The sequence below is a fragment of the Microbacterium nanhaiense genome (genome assembly GCF_014646015.1).
In the GTDB taxonomy this organism is placed as follows: Bacteria; Actinomycetota; Actinomycetes; order Actinomycetales; family Microbacteriaceae; genus Microbacterium; species Microbacterium nanhaiense.
Window position 1 is genome coordinate 15,262 of sequence record NZ_BMMQ01000010.1, and the last position, 21,440, is coordinate 36,701.

The window sequence follows — 21,440 nt, forward strand, 5'->3', positions numbered from 1 at the left end:
GCGCGCGAGGCAGGCGGCGCCGCCGTCACAGAGATCGGAGAAATCACGAGACTCGGGCGTTTTGCCGGCATTCCTCCGACATTCGTGATTTCACCGACATCCGCGCGCGCCTACCGTGGCAACGGCACCTCGATGATCGCGGATCCGCCACCGAGCGCCGCGTCGAGCTCCGCCCGCGACTGCGCGCGCACGTAGTCCCATCCGTAGGCCGCGGCGAGGGCCGCGATGTCGGCGCGCTGCGGGGTGAGCTGCACACGGTCCATCGCCTCGCGCGACGCGACCTGGGCGACCTCGAGGCCGTCGAAGATCGTGCCGCCGCCATCGTTGCCGACGATGATCTGCAGGCGGGGACGTTCCTCGGATCCGGACCGCAGCAGGGCGCCGGCGTCGTAGAGAAAGGCGAGGTCGCCCAGGATCACGCGGGTCGTGCCGTCGTCGGCCGCGAGCTGCACCCCCATCGCCGTGGCGACCGTGCCGTCGATTCCCGCCAGCCCGCGATTGGCGTGCACTCGCGCTCGCCCCCAGAGCCGGTCGTCCGCGACCCGCACGAGGCGGCTGGATCCGAAGACGATGCGGTCGCGCTCCCCCGTCGCGCGCCACACGGCGTCGACGAGTTCGGCGCGGTGCGGCTCCGCACCCTCCGGCGCGGGAAGCTCGAGCCATGCGGCCAGCCACTCCGCGTCCACGGGGGTGCCCGTGTCGATGTCGATGTCGGGAACCGCGCGGGTGCGGCCGTTGAGGTTCAGCGCCTCATCGGTGTGCTGCAGCGCGAGAATCTCGAGGTCGTCGCGTCGCAGCAGCACCGTCACCTCCCGCCCGATTGTCGGGTGTCCGATGACGACGACGCGTTCGATGCGTCCGCCGAGGCGCGGATCCGCGAGCCCCGCGCGATAGCCGCGCACGACGGTCGCGCCGTGGCGGGATCCGCTGACGACCTCCGCGAGCAGCGGCCAGCCGCCGCGCTCGGCGAGGTGCGCCGCACGCGGGCCCGCGTCCGCGCCCGCGACGACGACCGTCCGCGGACCGCGCTCGAGCACAACGGGATCCGCGCGGACGGGCACCGGTTCGATGCGGGCGGATCCCCCCGCGACGAACCACTCGGGAAGCGCGCCCGCGAGCGGTTCGCGGAACGGCAGGTTGAGATGCGCGACGGATCCGCCGCGCGCGGCGTCGAAGGCGCGGTCGGCCAGCTCGGCGTACCCGTTCGCCCGTCCGTCCGGGGTCGGCGCATCCGCGGCGAACCGTGCCGCGTCGCCGAAGAAACCCGGCTGATGTGTCGTCTGGTTCGCGCCGACACCGCGCAGCTCCGGCGGGCGGTCGGCCGTCAGGAGCAGCATCGGGACGCCCGCGTGGTGCGCCTCGAGCGCCGCGGGGAACAGGTTCGCGACGGCGGATCCGGAGGTGCAGATCACGGCGGCGGGCACGCGCGATTCGCGGCCGATGCCGAGGGCCGTGAAGCCCGCGACGCGCTCGTCGAGGCGGACGTGCAGGCGGACGCGCCCCTGCCTCTCCAGCTCGGCGGCGGCGAGGGCGAGGGCCTGCGAGCGGGATCCGGGGCTGACGACGAGGTGCTGCACGCCGCGGGCGACGAGCCGGTCGAGGAGCTCGCAGGCGGCGTCGCTACTTGCGGTCATCGTCGCGAGCGTCGTCGTCCTCGCCGGGCTTGTTCGCGTCGGGCTTCTTCGCGTCGGGCTTCGTGGCGTCGGGCATATCGAAGGCCGCCTCCATGTCGAGGAGGGCGATCTCCTCCTCGAGGCGGCGGATGCGGTCCTCGGCGAGCTGCTGACTGAAGGTGGGGTCGTCGTCCGGTGCGATGGGCCTCGGCTCCGCGGTCATCTGATTTCTGCGGGCACGCCCGATCGTCCACCAGAGCACGCCGCCGATCACCGGAATGATCGTGATGAGCACCCAGACCTTCTTCGATGCGCCGCGGTGCCGCGTCGGCGGCTGCATGGCGCAGTCGACGAAGCTGACGACCCAGAAAGCCAGGGCGATCAGAACCAGAGGTATCAGCAGGCGTCCCACGTACCCAGTCTAGGCCGCGGGGTTATGCCCTTACTCCACCGTCTCGATACGCGCGAACGATGCCGTCTCGGTGCCGATGGGCGACTCGATCGTCTCGGTCGAATCGTCGAGCCCCGTGAGGCGCGCGATCGCCGCCTCGAATTGACGCGAGAGTGCGTCAGCGGCCGCTTCGCCGTCGCCCGCCACGATGGCGTCGATCAGCTCGCGATAAGTGGGCGACACCTCGCGCGGCATCGTGTAACCGTCGTGCGTCGACAGGTTGGCGATGCGCGTCTCCGCGAGCAGGGTCTCGATGCGCTTGGACATCCGGGTGCTGCCGACGAGGTCGACGAGCTGGCGGTGGAAGGCGAGGTCGGCGTCGCCGATCGGTACCGCCTCGTCGCCCGCGCTGACCGCGACTAGGCGGGCGAGGCAGGCCTCGAGCTCGGCCGTCTCGACCGCGTTCGGGCGCTGGGCGAGGCGGCGGGCGGCGTGGGATTCGACGGCGAGCCGTGCCTCGTACAGATCGGGCACCTCCTCGGCGGGGATGCGGCGCACCCGCAGGCCCCGGCCCGGGATCGACACGAGCAGCCCCTCCTGCACGATCCGCTGCGCCGCCTCGCGGAGGGGGCCGCGGCTCACGCCCAGCTGGGTGGCGATCTCGACCTCACGCAGGGGCTCACCGACGGCGAGATCGCCCGCGAGGATGGCCTTGCGCAGCTCGGCGACGATCAGATCGACGGTCGACATGCGCGACACGGGAACGACCGAGCGGGTGGCGCCGAAGCGCGAGACCGGCGCGACACTGTCGCGACGCCGAAGACCGAGGAGCTCTCTCACCCGTCGATTGTCTCACTTCGCTTGTCGAGTGGACACTGATAAGCACCGCGCGAGGTGCGGCAGGGGAACCCTAAGGAGGGCCGAACTACGATGGGCAGGTGAAGATCCGCTCGCTCCTGACGTACACGATCCTCCGACTGGCGTTCTTCCTCGTGCCGCTCGGGATCATGATGCTCTTCCCGGCGTTCCGCAACATGTGGTGGCTCGCCGTGATCTTCGCGGGTCTCATCGGCATCGCGCTCTCCGTGATCCTCCTCCAGAAGCCGCGCGCCCAGCTGAGCGAGGACCTGTACGAGCGCAAGCAGCGCCGCGCATCGAAGTCGGCTCGCGAGATCGACGAGGAGATCGAGAACGACGCCAACGAGTCGGCGCAGGCGAACGGATCAGCCCCAGAAGGCCCAGGCGAGGAAAAACCCGTAGACCGGTGAGCTCAGCGACGTGAGCGCGAGCGCGGTGATCAGCTCGCGCGGCGTCTTGTAGCTCCAGATGATCGCGAGCGCGGGCCCGGCCAGCAGCAGGGCGAAGCCCGTCAGCCAGGCGATCGGGTAGAACAGCGCGAGGTATCCGGCGATCGCGAACGGCAGGACGATGAAGACCGTGAAGAGGATCTTCGTGCCGGTTCGCCCGATGAACGTCGACAGCGTGCGCTTGCCCGCCTTCTTGTCCTGATCGATGTCCCGCAGGTTGTTCGCGAGCAGCACGGCGCAGGCGAGGAAGCCCGCCGCGACGGCGCCGAACCACGCCTCCTGTGGGAGGTAGAGCGCCTGCACCCACGTCGTGCCGAGCGTTGCGACGAGGCCGAAGAAGACGAAGACGAACAGCTCGCCCATGGCGTTGTAACCGTAGGGGCGCTTCCCGCCCGTGTAGAACCAGGCGGCGACGATGCACACCGCACCGACGGCGAGCATCCACCACTGGCCGGTCCGGATTACGATCGCGAGCCCCGCGAGCGCGGCGAGCGCGAAGAACGCGAGCGCGACGGAGAGCACCCGCTTGGCCGGGATCCGCCCCGAGGCCGTCAGCCGCGCCGGGCCGACGCGGAAGTCGTCGGTGCCCTTGACCCCGTCGGAGTAGTCGTTCGAAAAGTTCACGCCGATCTGCAGGAACACCGCGACGGCGAGGCACGCGAGTGCGATGAGCCAGTGGAATTCGCGCTCGGCGTCGGCGAGCACCGCCGCACCCGTCCCGATGAGCACGGGTGTGACCGCGAGCGGGAGTGTGCGTAGCCGCGCCGCGCCGATCCAGTCGCCGAGGGTTACGGGTTTCGACGCGGGGCGCGCCGCCGTGCCGCGGTGAGCGGGATTGCCGCTGACGTGTCCATAGTTCTTCGCCACGAGCATCCATCGTACGCGCGGGACGCCGGGAGAACGGGCGATGTCAGCCGTCGCCGCGGACGATCTCGCGGAGGACCCGCCGGTCCGGCTTGCCGCTCGGCAGGCGCGGGATCTCGTCGAGTCGGACGATGCGGTCGGGCCGGGCGGGCTTGCCGATCTCGCGTTCTACGGCCGAACGGACGGCGTCGAGGTCGCCGCCGAGTGCCGTGACGATCACCGGCGTCTCACCCCATCGCTCGTGCGGCGCGCCGACGACGACGGCATCGGGAACGATGCCCTGGGCAACCGCCTCCACGCGATCGAGCGAGACGTTCACGCCACCCGAAATGATCACGTTGTCGATGCGTCCCGTGACGCTCACGAGGCGCCCGTCGACGGATCCCGCGTCGCCCGTGCGATACCAGCGGAGCCCCTCGGAGTCGATCACGAAGGCCTCCGCGGTTCGCTCGGGATCCCCCAGGTATCCGTCGGCGAGGCTCGGCCCGTTGATCCGCAGCTCCCCGTCGATGACGCGCACGGTCGTGCCGTCGAGCGGCACACCGTCGTAGACGCACCCGCCGCTCGTCTCCGTTGACCCGTAGGTGCGGACGGGGTTCGCGCCGAGCGCGATCGCCCGCTCGCGGAGGGGATCCGGCAGGCGTTGCCCGCCGACGAGGATCGTGTGGAAGGACGCGAGCGCCCGCGCCACCCGCGGATCCTCCTCCCCCGCGTCAACGAGGGTCCGCAGCTGGGCGGGCACGAGCGAAGTATATGTCGCGACCGGCATACCCGAGGCGAAGGACCGCATGCCACTGGCGGCATGCGCGAAGGCCTCCGCCGTGAACCGCCCGGAGAGGATCGCTGGATCCCGGCCCGAGACGAGCGCGCGCACCATGACCTGCACGCCCGCGATGTAGCCGCCGGAGAGCGGAAGAAGCCACTGCCCTTCACCGATCCGCGCCGACGTGGCCATCGCCGATGCCGTGAGCGCCGAACGCGAGAGCGCGACGGACTTCGGGACGCCCGTGGATCCGCTCGTCGTGAGCACGACGGCGGTGCCCGCGGGAACGTCCGCGGGAAGCTCCCCCGCGGATCCGAGGGCGATCGCCGGGCCGGATCCGAGGACCGCGCCGCGCAGCGCGCGGAGCAGCGCGCGCGGATCCGAATCTTCAAGACGCTCGAGCCTCATGGTGCCTCCCATCGAGCCGACTCCGCGAATCTCCGGCGCCGGAGACCTGCGGAATTAGAAGTGGTACGGGAACGCGGACCAGTCGGGGTCGCGCTTCTCGAGGAACGCGTCGCGGCCCTCGACGGCCTCGTCGGTGCCGTAGGCCAGGCGCGTCGTCTCGCCGGCGAACATTTGCAGGCCGACCATGCCGTCGTCCGTCGCGTTGAACGCGTACTTCAGCATGCGGATCGCGGTGGGCGACTTCGTGAGGATCGTGCGGGCCATCTTCAAGGCCTCCGCCTCGAGCTGCTCGTGCGGCACCACACGGTTCACGGCGCCCATCTCGTACGCGCGCTGCGCCGAATACTCCTCGGCCAGGAAGAAGACCTCGCGGGCGAACTTCTGGCCGATCTGTTTGGCGTAGTAGGCCGAGCCGTAGCCCGCGTCGAACGAGCCCACGTCGGCATCCGTCTGCTTGAACTTCCCGTGCTCGCGCGAGGCGATCGTCAGGTCGCACACCGCGTGCAGCGAGTGACCGCCGCCCGCCGCCCAGCCGGGCACCACGGCGATGACGACCTTCGGCATGAAGCGGATCAGGCGCTGCACCTCGAGGATGTGCAGGCGCCCCGCGCGCGCCGGGTCGGTGACGCTCGAGTCGTCGTCCGAGTACTTGTACCCATCGCGCCCGCGGATCCGCTGGTCGCCGCCCGAGCAGAAGGCCCAGCCGCCGTCCTTCGGGCTGGGGCCGTTGCCGGTCAGCAAGACGCAGCCGATGCGCGGATCCGTCCGGGCCGCCTCGAGCGCGCGATACAGCTCGTCGACGGTGTGCGGGCGGAAGGCGTTGCGCACCTCGGGCCGGTTGAACGCGACGCGGGCGATGCGACCGTCGCGCGAGACGTGCGACGTGATGTCGGTGTAGCCATCGGCGCCGGGCGCAGGCACCCACTCGGAGGGATCGAACAGCTCGGAAACGGCGGAGGAAGTCACCACTGAAGCCTACGCCCGGCCTGTGACACTCGCCCCAGGTACACAACGACGCAGATTTTTGGCTGAGATGCGCCAGACACCGGTTCCCCGGCCCCGACCACCGAAAAATTGCGTCGTTGTGTACGGGGAGAAGTTGTTATGGACGGGGAGGACGTGCCCGGAGGAGGGGATGATGGGAGTATGTTGCCGCCGCTCCCAGAAATCCTCAGCACCCTCCGCGTCGTGTCCGTTCCGCTCGCGACAACCTTCCGGGGCGTCGACCACCGCGAGGCGGCGCTCTTCGAGGGGCCGGAGGGGTGGGCGGAGTTCTCGCCCTTCCTCGAGTACGAGGCCGCCGAGGCGCGCACCTGGCTCGCCGCGGCGATCGACTTCGCCTACGAGCCCCAGCCCGTCGCGCACCGCCAGAGCATCGGGGTCAACGCCACCGTCCCGGCCGTCGCGGCCGAGCGGGTCCCGGCGGTCCTCGCCCGCTATGGCGCATGTCGTACCGCGAAGGTCAAGGTCGCCGAGCGCGGGCAGACGCTGAGCGACGACATCGCCCGCGTGGCAGCCGTGCGCTCGGCGACGGGACCCGAGGGACGGATCCGCATCGACGCGAACATGGGCTGGAACGTCGACGAGGCCGAACGCGCCCTGCACGCCCTCAGCGAGTTCGACCTCGAGTACGCGGAGCAGCCGTGCGCGAGCGTCGAGGAACTCGCGGAGCTGCGCTCGCGGCTGAGGAAGTGGGACATCCCGATCGCCGCCGACGAATCGGTGCGCAAGGCGGAGGATCCGCTGCGCGTCGCCCGCGCCGGCGCCGCGGACCTCATCATCGTGAAGACCCAGCCCCTCGGGGGCGTGCGCCGCGCGCTCGACATCGTCGAACAGGCGGGGCTTCCGGCCGTGGTCTCCTCGGCGATCGACACGAGCGTCGGCCTCGCTCAGGGCGCTCACCTCGCGGCCGCGCTGCCTAGTCTCGACCACGACTGCGGGCTCGGGACGGCGGCGCTGCTGACCGCCGACGTCACGTCGACGCCGCTGCTGCCCGAGCAGGGCATGATCGACGTCCGGCGCGTGACCCCGGACGAGGAGCTCCTCGAGGCGCACGCGGTCGCGGACGACCGCCGCGCGTGGTGGGTGCAGCGGATCCGCGACTGCTACGCGGAGCTTCAGCGGTCGAGCAGCAGATCGACGATCTGACCCAGTTCGCGGGTGCGCTGCTCGGCCATCGCCTCGGCGTTCAACCCGGCGATCGCGGCGCGCGATGAGATGTCGCCCCACACGCCCATGATGATGCGCGCGGCGTCGACCGACGACAGGCGCAGGCGGATCCCGCGGCTCTGGGTGATCTCGTCGATCAGCTGCACCACCTCGCCCGTGACCTCGTCGATCTGGGCGCTGTAGGCGGCCGCGAAGTCGGCGTCGCGCATGGCGTGGATGCTGATCTCGTTCATCAGCATCGTCGAGGCGCGGTCGTCGCCGACGACATCGAGTGCGCGGATGATCACCGTGACATCGGGCACGTCGCAGTCGATGGCGAGCTCGTCGATGCGCGCACGGACGGCGCTGACGCGCTCGCGCGCGACGACCGTCGCGAGTTCGAGGAACATCTCGTCCTTCGAGGCGAAGTTCGAGTAGAAGGCGCCGCGCGTAAACCCGGCGCGCTCACAGATGCGCTCGACGGAGGCCTCGCCGAGCCCAACCTCGGCGAAGACCTCGGCCGCCGCACCGAGAAGCTTCGCCCGCGTCGCCTCGCGACTGCGCCCCCTGGGCGCTTTCTGAGACTCGTTCATATCCACCCGTCCTACGATACACTTCTGTATTGGATACACGTCTGTATCGAACTTCTCGGAGGCCCGTTCGTGTCTACCCTGCTGTCGTCGCTCGGCCGGTGGTCCTACCGCCACCCCTGGCGCGTGCTCGGAACCTGGCTGCTCATCCTCTTCGTGATGGGAGGCGCGGCGCTCGGCCTCAACAAGGGCTTCGACAACTCGATCACGATTCCGGGCACGGAAGCGCAGGATGGCCTGGAGCAGCTCGAGCGCACCTTCCCCCAGGTCTCGGGTACTGCCGCGCAGTTCATCGTCGTCGCCGCCGACGGCGACGAGATCGAGAATGCCGACTACCGCGAGCCGATCGATGCAGCCGTCGAAGAGTTTGCCGACTACGACGACATGTCGAACGCGACGTCGCCGTACGGAGACCTCGTCGACGGGCTGATCTCGGAGGACGGATCCGCCGCAATCGTGCAGCTGCAGCTCGACGGTCAGGCGACGACGATCAGCGACGAGGTGAAGGCCGCGATCACCGATCGAGTGCACGCCCTCGCCGACGAGCTCCCGGACGGATCCACCGTGAAGCTCGGCGGCGACCTCTTCGCCACCGAACTTCCCTCGATCACGCCGACGGAGGCCGTGGGAGTGATCATCGCGCTGCTCGTGCTGATCGTCACGTTCCGCTCATTCGTCATGGCGGGGCTTCCCCTGGGCGTCGCCCTCATCGGCGTGGGCGTCGCGCTCCTCGGAGTCGTTGCGGCGACGGCGTTCACCGACATCAGCGCCACGACGCCGCTCCTCGCCCTGATGCTGGGGCTCGCCGTCGGCATCGACTACGCGCTCTTCATCGCCGCTCGCCACCAGGATCAGATACGAGAGGGCGTGGATCCGGAGGACGCGGCCGCTCGCGCGACAGGCACGGCCGGCAGCGCGGTCGTCTTCGCGGGCGTGACGGTGCTCATCGCGCTCATCGGTCTCGGCTTCGCGGGGATCCCCTTCCTCACGGTGATGGGCATCGCGGCCTCGGTCGCCGTGGCCGTCGCCGTCGCCATCGCCGTCACTCTGACTCCCGCTTTCCTGGGGCTCGCCAAGCACCGCGCCGCCGGCCGCGTCCGCCGCACGAAGGCGGACAAGCCCGCGAAGAAGGGCTTCGCGCTGCGTTGGGTCGGCATGGTTACCAAGCACCCCATCGTGACGACGATCTCCGTCGTCGTCGGGCTCGGCGTCGTCGCCCTTCCCGCCCTGCAGCTCGGCCTCGCACTACCCAACGCCGGCACGCTTCCGGAGGACAGTGAGGCGCGCCAGGCGTACGACCTCACGGGCGAACACTTCGGCGAAGGTTTCAACGGTCCGCTGATCCTCACCGGCTCGATCATCACCAGCTCCGACCCGCTCGGTCTCATGGAGGACCTGTCCGCCGCGGTCGAGCAGATCGATGGTGTGCGGGAGGTTGCGCTTGCAACGCCGAACGAGACGGCCGACACCGGCATCGTCCAAATCATTCCCGAAACCGGCCCCTCGGATCCCGAGACCACCGCGCTCGTGCACGAGCTGCGCGCGCACCACGACGAGTGGCTCGACGAGTTCGGCATCGACCTCACCGTGACCGGCTTCACGGCGGTCGCCATCGACGTCTCCGCGAAGCTCGGACAGGCGCTGCTGCCGTTCGGGATCTTCGTCGTCGGCCTCAGCGTGATCCTGCTGATGATCGTCTTCCGCTCGATCTGGGTGCCCCTCAAGGCCGCCCTCGGCTATCTGCTGTCGATCGTGGCGGCGTTCGGCGTCGTCGCGGCCGTCTTCGAGTGGGGCTGGGGCGCGGACATGCTGCACATCGCCAAGACCGGCCCTGTGATCGCCTTCATGCCGATCGTCGTCATGGGCGTGCTCTTCGGCCTCGCGATGGACTACGAGGTGTTCCTCGTCTCGCGCATGCGGGAGGACTATGTGCACGGCGCGCGCAAGCGCGGCGTGTCTCGCGAGCTCGCGATCGACTCGGTGCGCAGCGGATACGCGGCGAGCGCCCGCGTCGTCACCGCCGCCGCGGTCATCATGTTCGCCGTCTTCGCCGCATTCGTCCCCGAGGGCGACAGCAACATCAAACCGATCGCGCTGGCGCTCGCCGTCGGTATCGCCGTCGACGCCTTCGTGGTGCGCATGACGCTGGTGCCCGCCGTCATGGCGCTGCTCGGCACGCACGCCTGGTGGATGCCGAAGTGGCTCGACCGGATCCTGCCCCGTTTCGACATCGAGGGCGAGGCCGTCGAGCGCGAAGACCAGCTCGCCGATTGGCCCGCTCCCGGATCCACCGCGGCGATCGCCGCCGAGGACCTGTCGATCTCGGTCGATGAGCAGCCCGTCGTGTCCGGCGTGTCGACCTCGGTCGAGCCGGGCGGCGCGCTCGTCATCGCCTCACAGGATCCGCGCGCCGCCCGCGCCGTGCTCCTCGCGATCGCGGGCCGGCTGACGCCCGACGAGGGCAGCAGGCTGCGCGTCGCAGGGCATCTGCTGCCCGGCCGCGGCGCCTGGGTGCGCACCCACGTCGGCGTCGCCCTGCTCTCGAACGAAGCGGATCCGCTCCCCGCGATCCGCGAGGCCGCCCGCGGATCCGACATCGTCGCGATCGACGGTGCCGATCTGCTCGCCCCCGGTATCACCGACCAGGCCGCCGCCGAGCTCGCGGGCCCCGCGACGCTCGTCCTCGCGGCCACCGACGCCGCGGCCGCCGCCGACCTTGCCCGAAACGCCGGCCGAGCCGACGTCACCGTTCTCGAGCTCGCCCCGCGCGAGCAGCTCTCCGAGGTGATCGCATGACGACTTCCATCGAACGCGCCGGCAGCCGCCGGCCCGTCACCTGGCTGACCATCGGCGGCGTCGTGCTGCTTCCCGCCCTGATCGGCGGGGTGCTCGTGGCGGCGCTGCACAACCCCACCGACCGGCTCGAGAACATGTCGGCCGCGATCGTCAACCTCGACGAGGGCACCGAGATCGACGGCCAGCTCGCCCCGCTCGGGCGCCAGCTCGCGGCCGGCCTCGTCGAGGGATCCGACGACGTCGACAGCAACATCCACTGGGTGCTGTCGAACGAGACCGACGCCGACGAGGGCATCGACGACGGCACCTACGAGGCGATCGTCACGATCCCCGAAGGCTTCAGCGACGCCGCAATGAGCTCGGCGAACGCGATTCAGGGATCCGCCGAGCCCGCGCAGGCGACGATCGAGGTCGCGACCTCGGACGAGGCGCGCATCTTCGATCAGGCCATCATGCAGCAGGTCTCGGCGATGGCGGCCGACACCATGAGCGCCGCCCTGTCCGAGGCGACGCTCGAGAACGTCTTCGTCAGCTTCACCGACATGGGAACGCAGCTGGGCGATGCCGCGGACGGCGCGCACCAGCTGGCCGACGGCGCCGGATCCGCGGAGGACGGCGCGACGGCCCTCGCCGACGGCGCGAGCGCGCTCGGCGACGGCGCCGGCGAACTGGGCGACGGGATCCTGCAGCTCGCATCGGGCGCGTACGACGCCCGCGACGGCGCGCTCTTGCTCGCCGACGGCAACGGCCAGCTCGCCGACGGTGCGAGCGCGCTGTCGGGCGGGGCCCTCGCCCTCGCCGACGGCGCCACGAGCCTCGCCGGAGGGCTCGGCGAGTTCTCCGGCGGCGTCTCATCGCTGTCCGACGGTGCCACGCAGTTGTCTGGCGGTGTGACTTCGCTCGCCGAGGGCGCACCGGGTCTCGCCGAGGGAGCCATCCAGCTGTCGGACGGCGTCGCGGCGCTGGCCACCGGCTCGGGAGACCTCGCGGACGGCGTCTCGCAGCTCGCGGACGGCGTCGCACCGCTCGCCGACGGCACCTCCGAGCTCTCGGACGGCGCGGCGCAGGTCGCCGACGGGCTGACCGCCCTCGACGCCGGCGCGACGGACCTCGCCGACGGCGTCTCGCAGCTCGCGGACGGCGCGGCGCCTCTCTCGGACGCCGCGACCGCGGTGAGCGACGGTGCGACCGCGCTGGCCGACGGCGCAACGGGCGTTGCGAGCGGCGCCGACGAGCTCGCGGGCGGCATTACCCAGTTCACCGACGGCACGGCATCGTTGTCGACGGGCGCCTCACAACTCGCAGACGGGCTCGAGCAACTCGTGCCGGGTGCGGCATCGCTCTCCGACGGTGCGACGCAGCTCTCGTCGGGCGCTTCATCGCTCGCCGGTGGCGCGTCCGACGTCGCCGCGGGCACGGGATCCGTGGCCGACGGGCTCGCACAGCTGACGGGCCTCGCCGACGGCACGGCGCAGCTGGCCGACCAGCTCGAGGCCCTCGCCGCATCGTGCACGACGGACTGCGAACAGCTGCAGGCGCTCGCCTCCGCTGCCCGACAGAACGCCGACGGTGCGTCGGGCATCGCTCCCCTCGCCGACGGTGCACGCCAGGCGGCCGACGGTGCGACGGCGCTCGCGGAGGGCGTGAACGGCCTCGTTCCCGGTGCCTCCGAGCTCGCGGGAGGCGCGACCCAGGTCTCCGAGGGCCTGTCCGCCCTCGCACCCGGCGCGCGCGATCTCGCCGACGGATCCGCGGAGCTCGCGGGCAGCGTCGGCCCGCTCGCGGACGGTGCGACGTCGCTGTCCGATGGAGCGTCGGAGCTGTCGACGGGCGCCACGTCGCTCGCCGACGGCGCCACGCAACTCGCGGACGGCACCACGCAGCTCACGGGCGGCCTCGGCCAGCTCGTCGACGGATCCGCCGCCCTGGCCGACGGGATCACGCCGCTCGCCGGCGGCGCCCGCCAGGTGGCCGACGGCGCGAACGAGCTCGCGGACGGCGCCGCGGAGCTCGCACCGGGAGTCTCGGCGCTCGACGACGGCGCCGCTCAGCTGGCGGACGGGCTCGCGCAGCTCGCGCCGGGCGCCGCCCAGCTCGCCGACGGATCCGTCGCCCTCGCGGATGGCGTCGCACAGCTCGCACCGGGGGCCGCGCAGCTCGCCGACGGCGCGGGCCAGCTCGCCGCGAACGCCCCGGCGCTCGTGAACGGTGCCACGCAGCTGGCGACCGGCGCGACGGAGCTCGGCGGAGGCGCCGCGCAGCTGGCGGACGGCGCCTCGCAGGCGCTCGTCGGAACCTATTCGCTCGCGGACGGCATCGGCCAGCTCGGCGACGGCGCGACCACCGCCGGCGAGGGCGCCGCGGCGCTCACGGGCGGCGCGACACAGCTCGCCGAGGGTGCCGGCGATCTGGGCGACGGCATCGGCCAGCTCGGCGACGGCGCGACGGAGCTCGGCGACGGCCTCGGCACCGCGGTTGACCAGCTGCCGAGCTTCACCGACGATGAGGCCGGGCAGCTCGCCTCGGCGGTGCGCGCCCCGGTCGCCGCGGACTCGTCGCTCTCGCTCTTCGGCGACTCGGCCGTCCCGCTCCTCGCGGCGATCGTGCTGTGGTTCGGCGGTCTCGCGACGTTCCTCGCCCTGCGCCCCGTGACGGCGCGCGCCCTCACTTCGCGCCGTTCGTCGTTGGCGCTGAGCCTGCGTTCGTTCCTCCCCGGCGCCCTCATCGGGCTCGTGCAGGGTCTGCTAGTCGGCGGGATCCTCGTGTGGATCGGCGCCTACGAGGTCGGTTCGTCGCTGGCGCTCATGGGAGTCTCGGCCCTCGTGGGTGTGACCTTCGCGGCGATCCATCAGGCCCTCGCGGCCGCCCTCGGAGGCGTCGGCCGGTGGATCGCGGCGATCGCCGGGGCCCTGGCCATTGCCGTCAGCATCGTCTCGACGGCGCCCGGCTTCCTCGTGAGCGCGGCCGGGGCTCTGCCCACGGCGCCCGCCATCGCGGCATTCCTCGCCCCGATTGCCGGTGGATCAGCCGGATCCGCCATCGCCTCGCTCGTCGTCTGGACCGTGATCGCGCTCATCATCACGGTGATCGCCACAACGTTCCGTCGAACAACGACACCCAAGGCGGCGCTGGCGTAAGTCGCCGCGGCCTCGCCGTCACGGCCCCTCCCTCCGGGGAGGGGCCGTTCCGCTGCGCCCTCGCGCGCTCCGGTCGCAGAATCTGCTCCTCCCGGTGGATCAGTCAGCAGTTTCTGCGACCGGAACGGCCGAGCCCGGCCCGCGCCGGGCGGCTCTGGGTCGCACTAGGAGGTGGGGCGCCAGCCTCGTGTGAGGAGCGCCTCGCGCACCCGCCTCACCACCACGTTCGGGTAACGAATGGTGTCTGCGGTGACCTGAATCACGATCCAACCGTCGGCGCGCAGGCGCTCGATTCGCTCGATGTCTCGCGCGTACTGCTGGCCGTGCAACTGACCCTGGTATTCGACGGCGACCTTGAACGCCGGGTAGCTCATGTCGACGCAGGCGAGGAAGCCACCGAAGGCGTCAAAGACGTCCCGGTTCAGCTCGGGCTCGGGCAGCCCGGCCGCCAGCAGAATCAATCGGGTCGTTGTTTCGCGCGGTGACCACGCATCGGTACGGATCAGCGGGTGTGCCTCGCGCAATCGAGCACCCCCGTGACGGCGGCTCGCGTTCATGGCGGCCGCCAATTGCTCGCGTGTCGTGAGCGGCTCTCGCCCCGGATCCGGCCTATTGACCCCGTCGCGCCAGACTCGGCACCCGAAGTCGCCGACCGCGACCAGCTGATCCCGAGTCAGATCTGCACCGAGCATCGCCCACATCGTCGCGAAGGACGCGACGGGCAGGCCCCTCACCGCGCGAATTCGGGCCGAATCGGGATGCGCACGGTGACCCCGAACGCCGCGCCGCCTGGCCACGGCACCGCGCCCCATGACGGAAACGTGCAATTCGATCGGGCCGTCGCCGTAGAGCGGTGCACCCCAGATCGCCGCCGCGGTCTCATGGCTGAAGAACTGATCGCGCCTCAGGCGCGGGGCCAGCGCCGTCGCGAGCCAGCGGATCTCCGCCCGGCGCGTGCCCCATGGATCCTCGCTCGCGGCGGCACGATCACGCGCCCGGATGCCGTGAAACGGGCGCTCGAGATCCGCCCCACGCAGCCGCCCCGCGCCCACGCCCGCGGCGAGCGCATCCCGCACGGCGAACGTCGGCCCCAGCGCGGCCGGAAGCGAGTTTCGCGCACCCATCTCCCCACCCTGCCGAATCCGCCGGATCCCTGCAGAACTTATCCACAGCCCCGGTTCCGGTCGCAATTTCTGCTCCTCCCGGCGGATCCTTCAGTAGTCTCTGCGACCGGAACCGTGAGGCCCCCGGTGCGTCAGCCCGCAACCGACGTCCTCTCGCGGACGAAGGAGCGGTGGGCCCAGAGCACCGCGAGCAGGAGCACGGCGGCGAGGAGAACCACGCGGGCGGGCGGTGGGAGCAGCAGCGCGAGCCACCAGGTGCCGACGAGAAAGAGGTGGGTGCGGATCCACCAGGCGACCACCACCGCCGAGCTGAGGTCTCCCGCGGGGGTGTTGATCGGGCCCATGAGGGCCTCGGGCGGGCGGAATCGGTAGGCCGCCGGAATGAGCAGCACGAGCGCGTTCACGACGACGAGCACCGCGCAGAGCGCGGCCCAGCCGTCGGTGCCGACGACGAGACCCGCGAGCAGGCCGACCGCCCCGACCGCGGACGGCAGCCCGGTGTGCGCCCAGGCGGCGCGCTCGATCGGCGGATCCAGGTGGTTCGCGCGCCCCAGGTTCTCGGCATGGGCACGCAGCCCGCCGGCGGCGCGCCCGGTTCCGACGGTCACGAGCGCGACGGCGGCGAGCGACCAGTTCGTGTCGGGAGCGGCGGCGAGGATCCCGCTGCCCAGCGCCACCAGCGCCGCCCCGGTCGCGAGCTCGGGCCAGCGGCGGATCCCGCCGACGAGGTCGCGCGCGAAGACGGCGCGAAGCATTCCGGAGCCGCCGAGCACGCGCGAGAGGCGCATCGTGCGGAAGAAGCGCGGCGTGCGGTCGCCGAGCGCGCCCGCCGCCGTGCGGAGATCGAGGGTGGTCGCGGCGGAGCGGGCGCGATCCCAGCGGTCAGCCTGGCGCCGGAGCCGCTCCCCCGGCGCACGCACGAGGAGAATCCGCTGCGCGACGATCGCGATGCCCGCGAGGGCGACGACGACGAGGGCCGTGAACGGCGCGTGCCCGCTGCTCGCGAGCGCCGCGCCCCACAGCGGCGGGGTCCCCGCCATCGCCCAGGCGGCCCGCGAAGGATCCGCGACCGCCCACGCCGCGAGCGCGAGGCCCGGCACGCACAGTAGCGCGTACCGGCGGCCCGCCTCGCCGAGGGTCCACGCGATGAGCACGCCGACCCCGAGGCCGATCCCCCCGAGCGTCCCCTCGACGATCGCGGCGCCCGCTCCGGGATCCGGCGGTTGCACGGGCGCGAGCACGATGGCCCCCACAAGGGCGCCGACCGACGCGAACACGAGCGTCAGCAGCGCGGGCCGCCAGCGCGCGGTTGCGGTGCGCGGTGCGGGGCTTGCGAGCAGGAGGTCGACATCGGCGACGGTGAACATCAGCGGTCCGCGCGAACGCCCGGCGGCGAAGAACGCGATGCTCAGCGCGAGACCCGCGATGACGAGGGAGACGGGCGAACCGGCGCCCGCGCCCCACCCGTCTCGCGAGGCGATGAGGGCGGGGGTTCCGTAGATGAGGGCGACGAGCACGACCGTGTACACCGTGAGCGCCTTCTCGCTGCGCGGGATCCGTGACCGGGCCTGGCGGAGCCGCTGCGCGCTCGCGACCCGCGCCCGCCCCGCGCGCGCCTCGGGCCTCATGCGGCGCGTTCCGGCGCCGCGAGCCTCGCGCGCACCGGGCGGTCCGTCGCGCACGGGTCGCCCGTTTTCACGCGCCCTCCTCGAGCGCGACGACGTGATCGGCGATGCGGTCGCGGAGCGCGTCGTCGTGGGTGGCGATGACGATCGCGGCCCCCTCGTCGCGCCGGGCGGCGAGGATCTCGCCGAGTGCCACGCGGTACGCGGCGTCAAGGCGCTGCTCGGGCTCGTCGAGGACGAGCAGCCGGGAGGGCCGCGTGAGCGCGAGCGCGAGGAAGGCGAGCTGACGCTGACCCGACGACATCTCGTCGATGTACCGCGTCGACAGGTGCAGCGCGCCGAGTCGTTCGAGCTCCGCGTGAGTGTCGGCGACGTCCCAGAGGCGCCCGAGGAAGTCGAGGTGGTCGCCCAGCGTGAGGTCGCCGTAATAGCCGGGTGCCCCGAGCAGTTCGCTGAGATCGGCGCGGAAGCCCGCGTCGCGGTCGTCGGGCACCCGGCCGAACACCGTGACGGATCCGCGGCTCGGCGACAGTCGGCCGCAGACCATGCGCAGCAGGGTGGTCTTGCCGGATCCGTTGGGTCCGACGAGCGCGGTCGCCGTTCCGTCGGCGACGCTGAAGGACGTCTCCGCGAGGATCTCCGCGCCGTCGACGATCCAGCTGGCGCGGGTCACCTCGACGGCACTCATGGCTCCAGCGTATCGTCGCCCCGCGACCATCCTCGAGGGCCCCGAGGGCGTTCCGGTATGAAAAACTGCTGCTCCCCGGGGAGGGGAACAGCAGTTTTTCGAACCGGAGTGGACCGGCGCTACGCGACGACCTTCTTCTTCAGCAGGCTCACGAGCACGCCCGTGACGACCGTGCCGGCGAGCAGCGCGACGAGGAAGCCCCAGATCGGGCTGATCGCGAAGGCGACGAACAGGCCGCCGTGCGGCGCCTGGGATCCGACGTGGAAGAGCATCGTGAGGAAGCCGGTCAGCGCACCGCCCACCATCGACGCCGGGATGACGCGCAGCGGATCGGCCGCGGCGAAGGGAATGGCGCCCTCCGAGATGAACGCGAGCCCCATGGGCCAGGCCGCAACGCCGTTCTGGCGCTCGGCGGCGGTGAACTTGGTGCGCGCGAGGGCCGTGGAGGCGAGCGCCATGCCGAGCGGCGGCACCATGCCCGAGATCATCACGGCGCCCATGATGTAGTACGGGATCGGGTTGTCTGGCGAGCCGTCCGCGAGGGAGGCGACGGCGAAGGCGTACGCCACCTTGTTAATGGGTCCACCGAGGTCGAAGCACATCATGAGGCCGAGGATGATGCCGACGACGGGCAGCAGGCCCGACTCGGCGAGGTTCGTCAGCCCGCCCTCGAGCAGGTTCATGAGCGCGGCGATCGGGGCGCCCAGCACGAGCAGCAGCAGGCCCGAGGCGAAGATGGATCCGAGCAGCGGGATGATCACGACGGGCATCAGCCCGCGCACCCAGCGCCACACCTTGAGGCGACCGAGCCACCAGGCCGCGAGTCCCGCGAGCAGACCGCCGACGATTCCGCCGATGAAGCCGGCGCTCATGATGAGCGCGACGGATCCGGCGACGAAGCCCGGCGCGATGCCCGGGCGGTCGGCGATCGCGAAGGCGATGTAGCCGGCCAGCGCCGGCACGAGGAACGCCATCGACGCGTTTCCGATCGCGAAGGCGACCGCGCCGAGGTACTCGGACAGCCCACCGTCGGGCAGGTTCCAGAGCGCGTTGTTCACGACGATGTCGCCCGCGACGCCGTTGATCTCGAAGCCGCCCAGCAGGAAGCCGAGCGCCATCAGCAGGCCGCCGCCCGCGACGAAGGGGATCATGTAGCTGACGCCCGTCATCAGGATGCGCTGGATCCGCTTGCCCCAGCCCTCATCCGCCTGCGCGGGGGCGGACTCCGAGGCGGATCCCGACACGCGCTCCGCGTTCGGGTCGTCGGCTGCGGCGACGGCGAGGTCGATGAGCTCGGCCGCGTGCTCGATGCCGGCCTTCACGGGGCGGCGGATCACGGGCTTGCCGCCGAAGCGGCCAGGCTCACGCACGTCGACGTCGACCGCGAAGATCACGGCGTCGGCGTCGGCGATGACCGTGGGGTCGAGCGGCTCGTAGCCGCTGGATCCCTGGGGTTCGACGTGGAACTCGACACCCGCGTCCTTCGCGGCCTTCGTCAGCCCGTCGGCCGCCATATAGGTGTGCGCGATGCCCGTCGCGCAGGCCGTCACCGCCACGATCTTCTTCGCACCGGTGGCCGCCTGCGCGGTCGCGGGTGCGGCGGATGATTCGGAGGCGGCCGGTGCGGCGACCGCCTCCGAGCTGGGCGCCTCGCCGATCGCCTCGCGCACGATCGCGACGGCCTCGTCGGCGGTCGCGGCGGCGCGGAGCGCGGCGAGGAAGTCTTCGTCCATGAGGTGGCGGGCGAGCTGCGAGAGCACGGCGAGGTGCTCCTCCGCGGCGGTGTCGGGGGCCGCGATCATGAAGACGATGTCGCTCGGGTCGCCGCCGCCGAAGTCGACCCCCGGCGACAGGCGAGCGAAGGCGAGCGACGCCTGCGTCACCGTGGCCGTCTTTGCGTGCGGGATCGCGATGCCGCCCGGAAGCCCGGTCGCGTCCTGCTCCTCGCGCGCCCATGCGGCGGCGAAGAGCTCGTCGGCGTCGCCGGCGCGCCCCGCGTCCACGAAGCGCGCGGCGAGCGCGCGAAGCACCTGTTCCTTATCGGCACCCAACTCGACATCGAGGCTGACGAGCGCCGGTGTGATTGTTGACATGAGCTGATCCTTAGAGGGTCGTGAGGGCGACTGCGCCCTCGGGGAGGTCGGAGGGCGTCGCGAGGCGCGTGCCCGGAAGGGAGGCGGTCGCGGATCCATGGCGCACGGCCGCGTCGAGCGCGGCGCCGTCCGCGGATCCCGCGACGCGGGCGTGCAGGTAGCCGGCGAGCGAGCTGTCGCCCGCGCCGACGGTCGAGCGCACCGCGATGTGCGGCGGGATGGTCGCGTGGATCGCGCGCTCGGGGGTGACGAGCACGGCGCCGTCGCCGCCGAGGGTGACGAGCGCGGATCCGATCCGCGCCGGAACGAGCGCGCGCGCGATCTCGGCGACCGCCGCGGGCTCGGAGCGGACCGGCACGCCCGCGAGCTCGGCGAGCTCGATCTCGTTCGGCTTGATGAGATCGGGCTTCCCGGAGGCGACGGTGGCCGCGAGCGCGGGGCCGGAGGTGTCGACCGCGATCAGCGGCGGGCTCGCGATGCGGCCGCGCACCGCCTCGATGATCCGCACGTAGAAGTCGTCGCCGGCGCCGGGGGGAAGCGATCCGCAGAGGGCGAGCCAGTCGGCCCCCTCGCTCGCCGCCACGACGGCGTCGATGAGCGGCTCGGCCGCGTCACTCGAGAGCGCCGGGCCCGGCAGGTTGAGCTTCGTGGTCTCCCCGGCCGGGTCGGTGATCGCGATGTTGGCGCGGGCGCGGCCCGTGATCGGCACGGCGACGACGTCGAGGGCGGCCGCCGAGCCGGTCGGCGCGGGTTCCTCGGCTCGGCGGATCCGCGCGCCCCCGGCCTCCAGTGCCGCCGCGTACGGATCCGTCGACGCGAGCGGCAGCACCGCGCGCACCTCGTCGCCCGCCGCCGCGAGAACCCGCGCGACGTTCACGCCCTTGCCCGCCGCGTCCTCGCGGATCTCCGAGGCAGGCTGGACCTCGCCGACCGAGAGGGGCGCGGGCAGAGAGACCGTGCGGTCGAGCGCCGGGTTCATGGTGAGTGTGACGATCATGCGACCCACACCTCCGCATCTGCATTGTCGAGCGCCGCCGCGAGGTCCGCGGGCGGCTCGGCGTCGGTGACGACGACGTCGATGTCGTCGAGACCGGCGAAGCGCGTCAGCGACTCGTCGCCGAACTTCGACGAGTCGCTCAGCACCACCACCCGGCGCGCGGCGCGCACCATGGCGTTCTTGACGGCGGCCTCGTCGACGTCGGGCGTGCTGAGACCGAAGTCGGCGGAGAACCCGTTCGTGCCGATGAAGGCAACATCGGGGCGTAGCCGGTCGATGTCGCGCACCGTCTCGATGCCGACGGCGGCGCCGGTGACCGAGCGCACGCGCCCTCCGAGCACCGTGACCGAAACGCCGTCGCGGCCCGCCAGCGAGGCCGCGTGGGCGACGGCGTTCGTCACGATCTGCGCGGATCCGCCCGCGATGCGAGCGAGCAGCGGATCCAGAAGCGCCGCGGTGGTCGTACCCGCGTCGATCAGGATGGATCCGGAGAAGCCGGGCGCGATCGCCCGCGCGGCGCGCTCCGCGATCCGCTTCTTCTCCTCGCCCTGGGCGGCGAGGCGCTCGCCCACCCCGCGCTCGACGAGGCTCGCGCGCCGCACGGCGATCGCTCCCCCGTGCACGCGCTGCAGGGATCCGGCCTCTTCGAGCCCCTGAAGGTCTCGGCGCACCGTCTCGGTCGTGATGTCGAATCGTTCCGCGAGTTCGCGCACCGACACGCGTCCCGCCTCGCGCACCGCGCGCGCAATGAGATCGAGCCGCTCTGCCTGATACATAACCCACACGTTACAACACAAACACAGACAAAACAACACCCTCGGTGTGGGCCGGCGCGACCCCGGAACCGCACAAACGGACCCTCCCGGAGGGGAGGATCCGTTTGCGGGGCGCCGGGG

Annotated in this window: 17 protein-coding genes; 4 read left to right on the forward strand and 13 right to left on the reverse strand. The window is 71.8% G+C overall.

What is annotated here, in order from left to right:
- Positions 1-110: 110 nt before the first annotated feature.
- Genes menD through IEX05_RS13445 form a run of 3 tightly spaced genes read right to left on the reverse strand, consistent with a single transcriptional unit; the run spans position 111 to position 2,844 of the window.
- Positions 111-1,634 carry a 2-succinyl-5-enolpyruvyl-6-hydroxy-3-cyclohexene-1-carboxylic-acid synthase gene (menD, locus tag IEX05_RS13435; protein WP_188702706.1) on the reverse strand — a complete coding sequence of 508 codons (1,524 nt, stop codon included), beginning with the start codon at positions 1,632-1,634 and terminating at the stop codon, positions 111-113.
- The gene (locus IEX05_RS13440) at positions 1,621-2,025 is read right to left on the reverse strand and encodes a PLD nuclease N-terminal domain-containing protein (RefSeq protein WP_188702708.1); all 405 of its coding nucleotides are present in this window, start codon (positions 2,023-2,025) and stop codon (positions 1,621-1,623) included. The genes menD and IEX05_RS13440 overlap by 14 nt, the downstream gene beginning before the upstream one ends.
- A gap of 30 nt (positions 2,026-2,055) precedes the next feature.
- Positions 2,056-2,844: a GntR family transcriptional regulator gene (locus IEX05_RS13445; protein ID WP_188702710.1), complete on the reverse strand. Its 789-nt coding sequence runs from the start codon at positions 2,842-2,844 to the stop codon at positions 2,056-2,058.
- A gap of 98 nt (positions 2,845-2,942) precedes the next feature.
- Between IEX05_RS13445 and IEX05_RS13450 the strand changes: the two genes are divergently transcribed.
- Complete coding sequence (locus IEX05_RS13450; protein ID WP_188702712.1) at positions 2,943-3,272, forward strand: DUF4229 domain-containing protein; 330 nt, start codon at positions 2,943-2,945, stop codon at positions 3,270-3,272.
- Here IEX05_RS13450 and IEX05_RS13455 read toward each other — a convergent pair.
- Genes IEX05_RS13455 through IEX05_RS13465 form a run of 3 tightly spaced genes read right to left on the reverse strand, consistent with a single transcriptional unit; the run spans position 3,228 to position 6,312 of the window.
- The gene (locus IEX05_RS13455) at positions 3,228-4,184 is read right to left on the reverse strand and encodes a 1,4-dihydroxy-2-naphthoate polyprenyltransferase (protein ID WP_188702714.1); all 957 of its coding nucleotides are present in this window, start codon (positions 4,182-4,184) and stop codon (positions 3,228-3,230) included. The genes IEX05_RS13450 and IEX05_RS13455 overlap by 45 nt on opposite strands.
- 37 nt (positions 4,185-4,221) lie before the next feature.
- Positions 4,222-5,346, reverse strand: coding sequence for an AMP-binding protein (locus IEX05_RS13460; RefSeq protein WP_188702716.1), 1,125 nt, complete (start codon positions 5,344-5,346; stop codon positions 4,222-4,224).
- A 54-nt stretch (positions 5,347-5,400) separates the two neighbouring features.
- On the reverse strand, positions 5,401-6,312 hold the full coding sequence (locus IEX05_RS13465; protein WP_188702718.1) for a 1,4-dihydroxy-2-naphthoyl-CoA synthase: 912 nt from the start codon (positions 6,310-6,312) through the stop codon (positions 5,401-5,403).
- Positions 6,313-6,492: 180 nt separating this feature from the next.
- Here IEX05_RS13465 and IEX05_RS13470 point away from each other — a divergent pair, with 180 nt between their 5' ends.
- Entirely contained in the window at positions 6,493-7,494 is a 1,002-nt protein-coding gene (locus IEX05_RS13470; RefSeq protein ID WP_188702720.1) for an o-succinylbenzoate synthase, read from the forward strand.
- Here the strand turns inward: IEX05_RS13470 and IEX05_RS13475 are convergent.
- Positions 7,464-8,087, reverse strand: a complete 624-nt coding sequence (locus IEX05_RS13475; protein WP_188702721.1) for a TetR/AcrR family transcriptional regulator — start codon at positions 8,085-8,087, stop codon at positions 7,464-7,466. The two genes, IEX05_RS13470 and IEX05_RS13475, sit on opposite strands and share 31 nt — an antisense overlap.
- Positions 8,088-8,156: 69 nt before the next feature.
- Between IEX05_RS13475 and IEX05_RS13480 the strand changes: the two genes are divergently transcribed.
- Together IEX05_RS13480 and IEX05_RS13485 are read left to right on the forward strand one after the other, a co-directional pair.
- Entirely contained in the window at positions 8,157-10,880 is a 2,724-nt protein-coding gene (locus tag IEX05_RS13480) for an MMPL family transporter (RefSeq protein ID WP_188702723.1), read from the forward strand.
- Complete coding sequence (locus tag IEX05_RS13485; RefSeq protein ID WP_188702726.1) at positions 10,877-14,017, forward strand: YhgE/Pip family protein; 3,141 nt, start codon at positions 10,877-10,879, stop codon at positions 14,015-14,017. Before IEX05_RS13480 ends, IEX05_RS13485 begins: the two co-directional genes overlap by 4 nt.
- Before the next feature lie 164 nt (positions 14,018-14,181).
- On the opposite strand, the gene IEX05_RS13490 is transcribed toward IEX05_RS13485, so the two are convergent.
- From IEX05_RS13490 to IEX05_RS13515, 6 genes are all read right to left on the reverse strand, one after another.
- Complete coding sequence (locus tag IEX05_RS13490) at positions 14,182-15,141, reverse strand: putative endonuclease domain-containing protein (protein ID WP_188702727.1); 960 nt, start codon at positions 15,139-15,141, stop codon at positions 14,182-14,184.
- A 131-nt stretch (positions 15,142-15,272) separates the two neighbouring features.
- On the reverse strand, positions 15,273-16,823 hold the full coding sequence (locus tag IEX05_RS13495; RefSeq protein ID WP_188702729.1) for a hypothetical protein: 1,551 nt from the start codon (positions 16,821-16,823) through the stop codon (positions 15,273-15,275).
- A gap of 13 nt (positions 16,824-16,836) precedes the next feature.
- Positions 16,837-17,454, reverse strand: a complete 618-nt coding sequence (locus IEX05_RS13500; protein WP_188702731.1) for an ABC transporter ATP-binding protein — start codon at positions 17,452-17,454, stop codon at positions 16,837-16,839.
- Between the two features lie 119 nt (positions 17,455-17,573).
- Positions 17,574-19,547, reverse strand: a complete 1,974-nt coding sequence (locus tag IEX05_RS13505; protein WP_188702733.1) for a PTS fructose transporter subunit IIABC — start codon at positions 19,545-19,547, stop codon at positions 17,574-17,576.
- A gap of 10 nt (positions 19,548-19,557) precedes the next feature.
- Positions 19,558-20,544 carry a 1-phosphofructokinase family hexose kinase gene (locus IEX05_RS13510; RefSeq protein WP_188702735.1) on the reverse strand — a complete coding sequence of 329 codons (987 nt, stop codon included), beginning with the start codon at positions 20,542-20,544 and terminating at the stop codon, positions 19,558-19,560.
- Positions 20,541-21,320 carry a DeoR/GlpR family DNA-binding transcription regulator gene (locus tag IEX05_RS13515; protein ID WP_188702737.1) on the reverse strand — a complete coding sequence of 260 codons (780 nt, stop codon included), beginning with the start codon at positions 21,318-21,320 and terminating at the stop codon, positions 20,541-20,543. Before IEX05_RS13515 ends, IEX05_RS13510 begins: the two co-directional genes overlap by 4 nt.
- Positions 21,321-21,440: the final 120 nt, after the last annotated feature.

What these genes read in the sequence shown, in the direction of transcription:
- IEX05_RS13485 (WP_188702726.1), top strand. Translation starts at nt 10,877, where the DNA reads ATGACGACTTCCATCGAACGCGCCGGCAGCCGCCGGCCCGTCACCTGG.
- IEX05_RS13475 (WP_188702721.1), bottom strand. Translation starts at nt 8,087, where the DNA reads ATGAACGAGTCTCAGAAAGCGCCCAGGGGGCGCAGTCGCGAGGCGACG.
- IEX05_RS13505 (WP_188702733.1), bottom strand. Translation starts at nt 19,547, where the DNA reads ATGTCAACAATCACACCGGCGCTCGTCAGCCTCGATGTCGAGTTGGGT.
- IEX05_RS13490 (WP_188702727.1), bottom strand. Translation starts at nt 15,141, where the DNA reads ATGGGTGCGCGAAACTCGCTTCCGGCCGCGCTGGGGCCGACGTTCGCC.
- IEX05_RS13455 (WP_188702714.1), bottom strand. Translation starts at nt 4,184, where the DNA reads ATGCTCGTGGCGAAGAACTATGGACACGTCAGCGGCAATCCCGCTCAC.
- IEX05_RS13470 (WP_188702720.1), top strand. Translation starts at nt 6,493, where the DNA reads ATGTTGCCGCCGCTCCCAGAAATCCTCAGCACCCTCCGCGTCGTGTCC.
- IEX05_RS13460 (WP_188702716.1), bottom strand. Translation starts at nt 5,346, where the DNA reads ATGAGGCTCGAGCGTCTTGAAGATTCGGATCCGCGCGCGCTGCTCCGC.
- IEX05_RS13510 (WP_188702735.1), bottom strand. Translation starts at nt 20,544, where the DNA reads ATGATCGTCACACTCACCATGAACCCGGCGCTCGACCGCACGGTCTCT.
- IEX05_RS13500 (WP_188702731.1), bottom strand. Translation starts at nt 17,454, where the DNA reads ATGAGTGCCGTCGAGGTGACCCGCGCCAGCTGGATCGTCGACGGCGCG.
- IEX05_RS13515 (WP_188702737.1), bottom strand. Translation starts at nt 21,320, where the DNA reads ATGTATCAGGCAGAGCGGCTCGATCTCATTGCGCGCGCGGTGCGCGAG.
- menD (WP_188702706.1), bottom strand. Translation starts at nt 1,634, where the DNA reads ATGACCGCAAGTAGCGACGCCGCCTGCGAGCTCCTCGACCGGCTCGTC.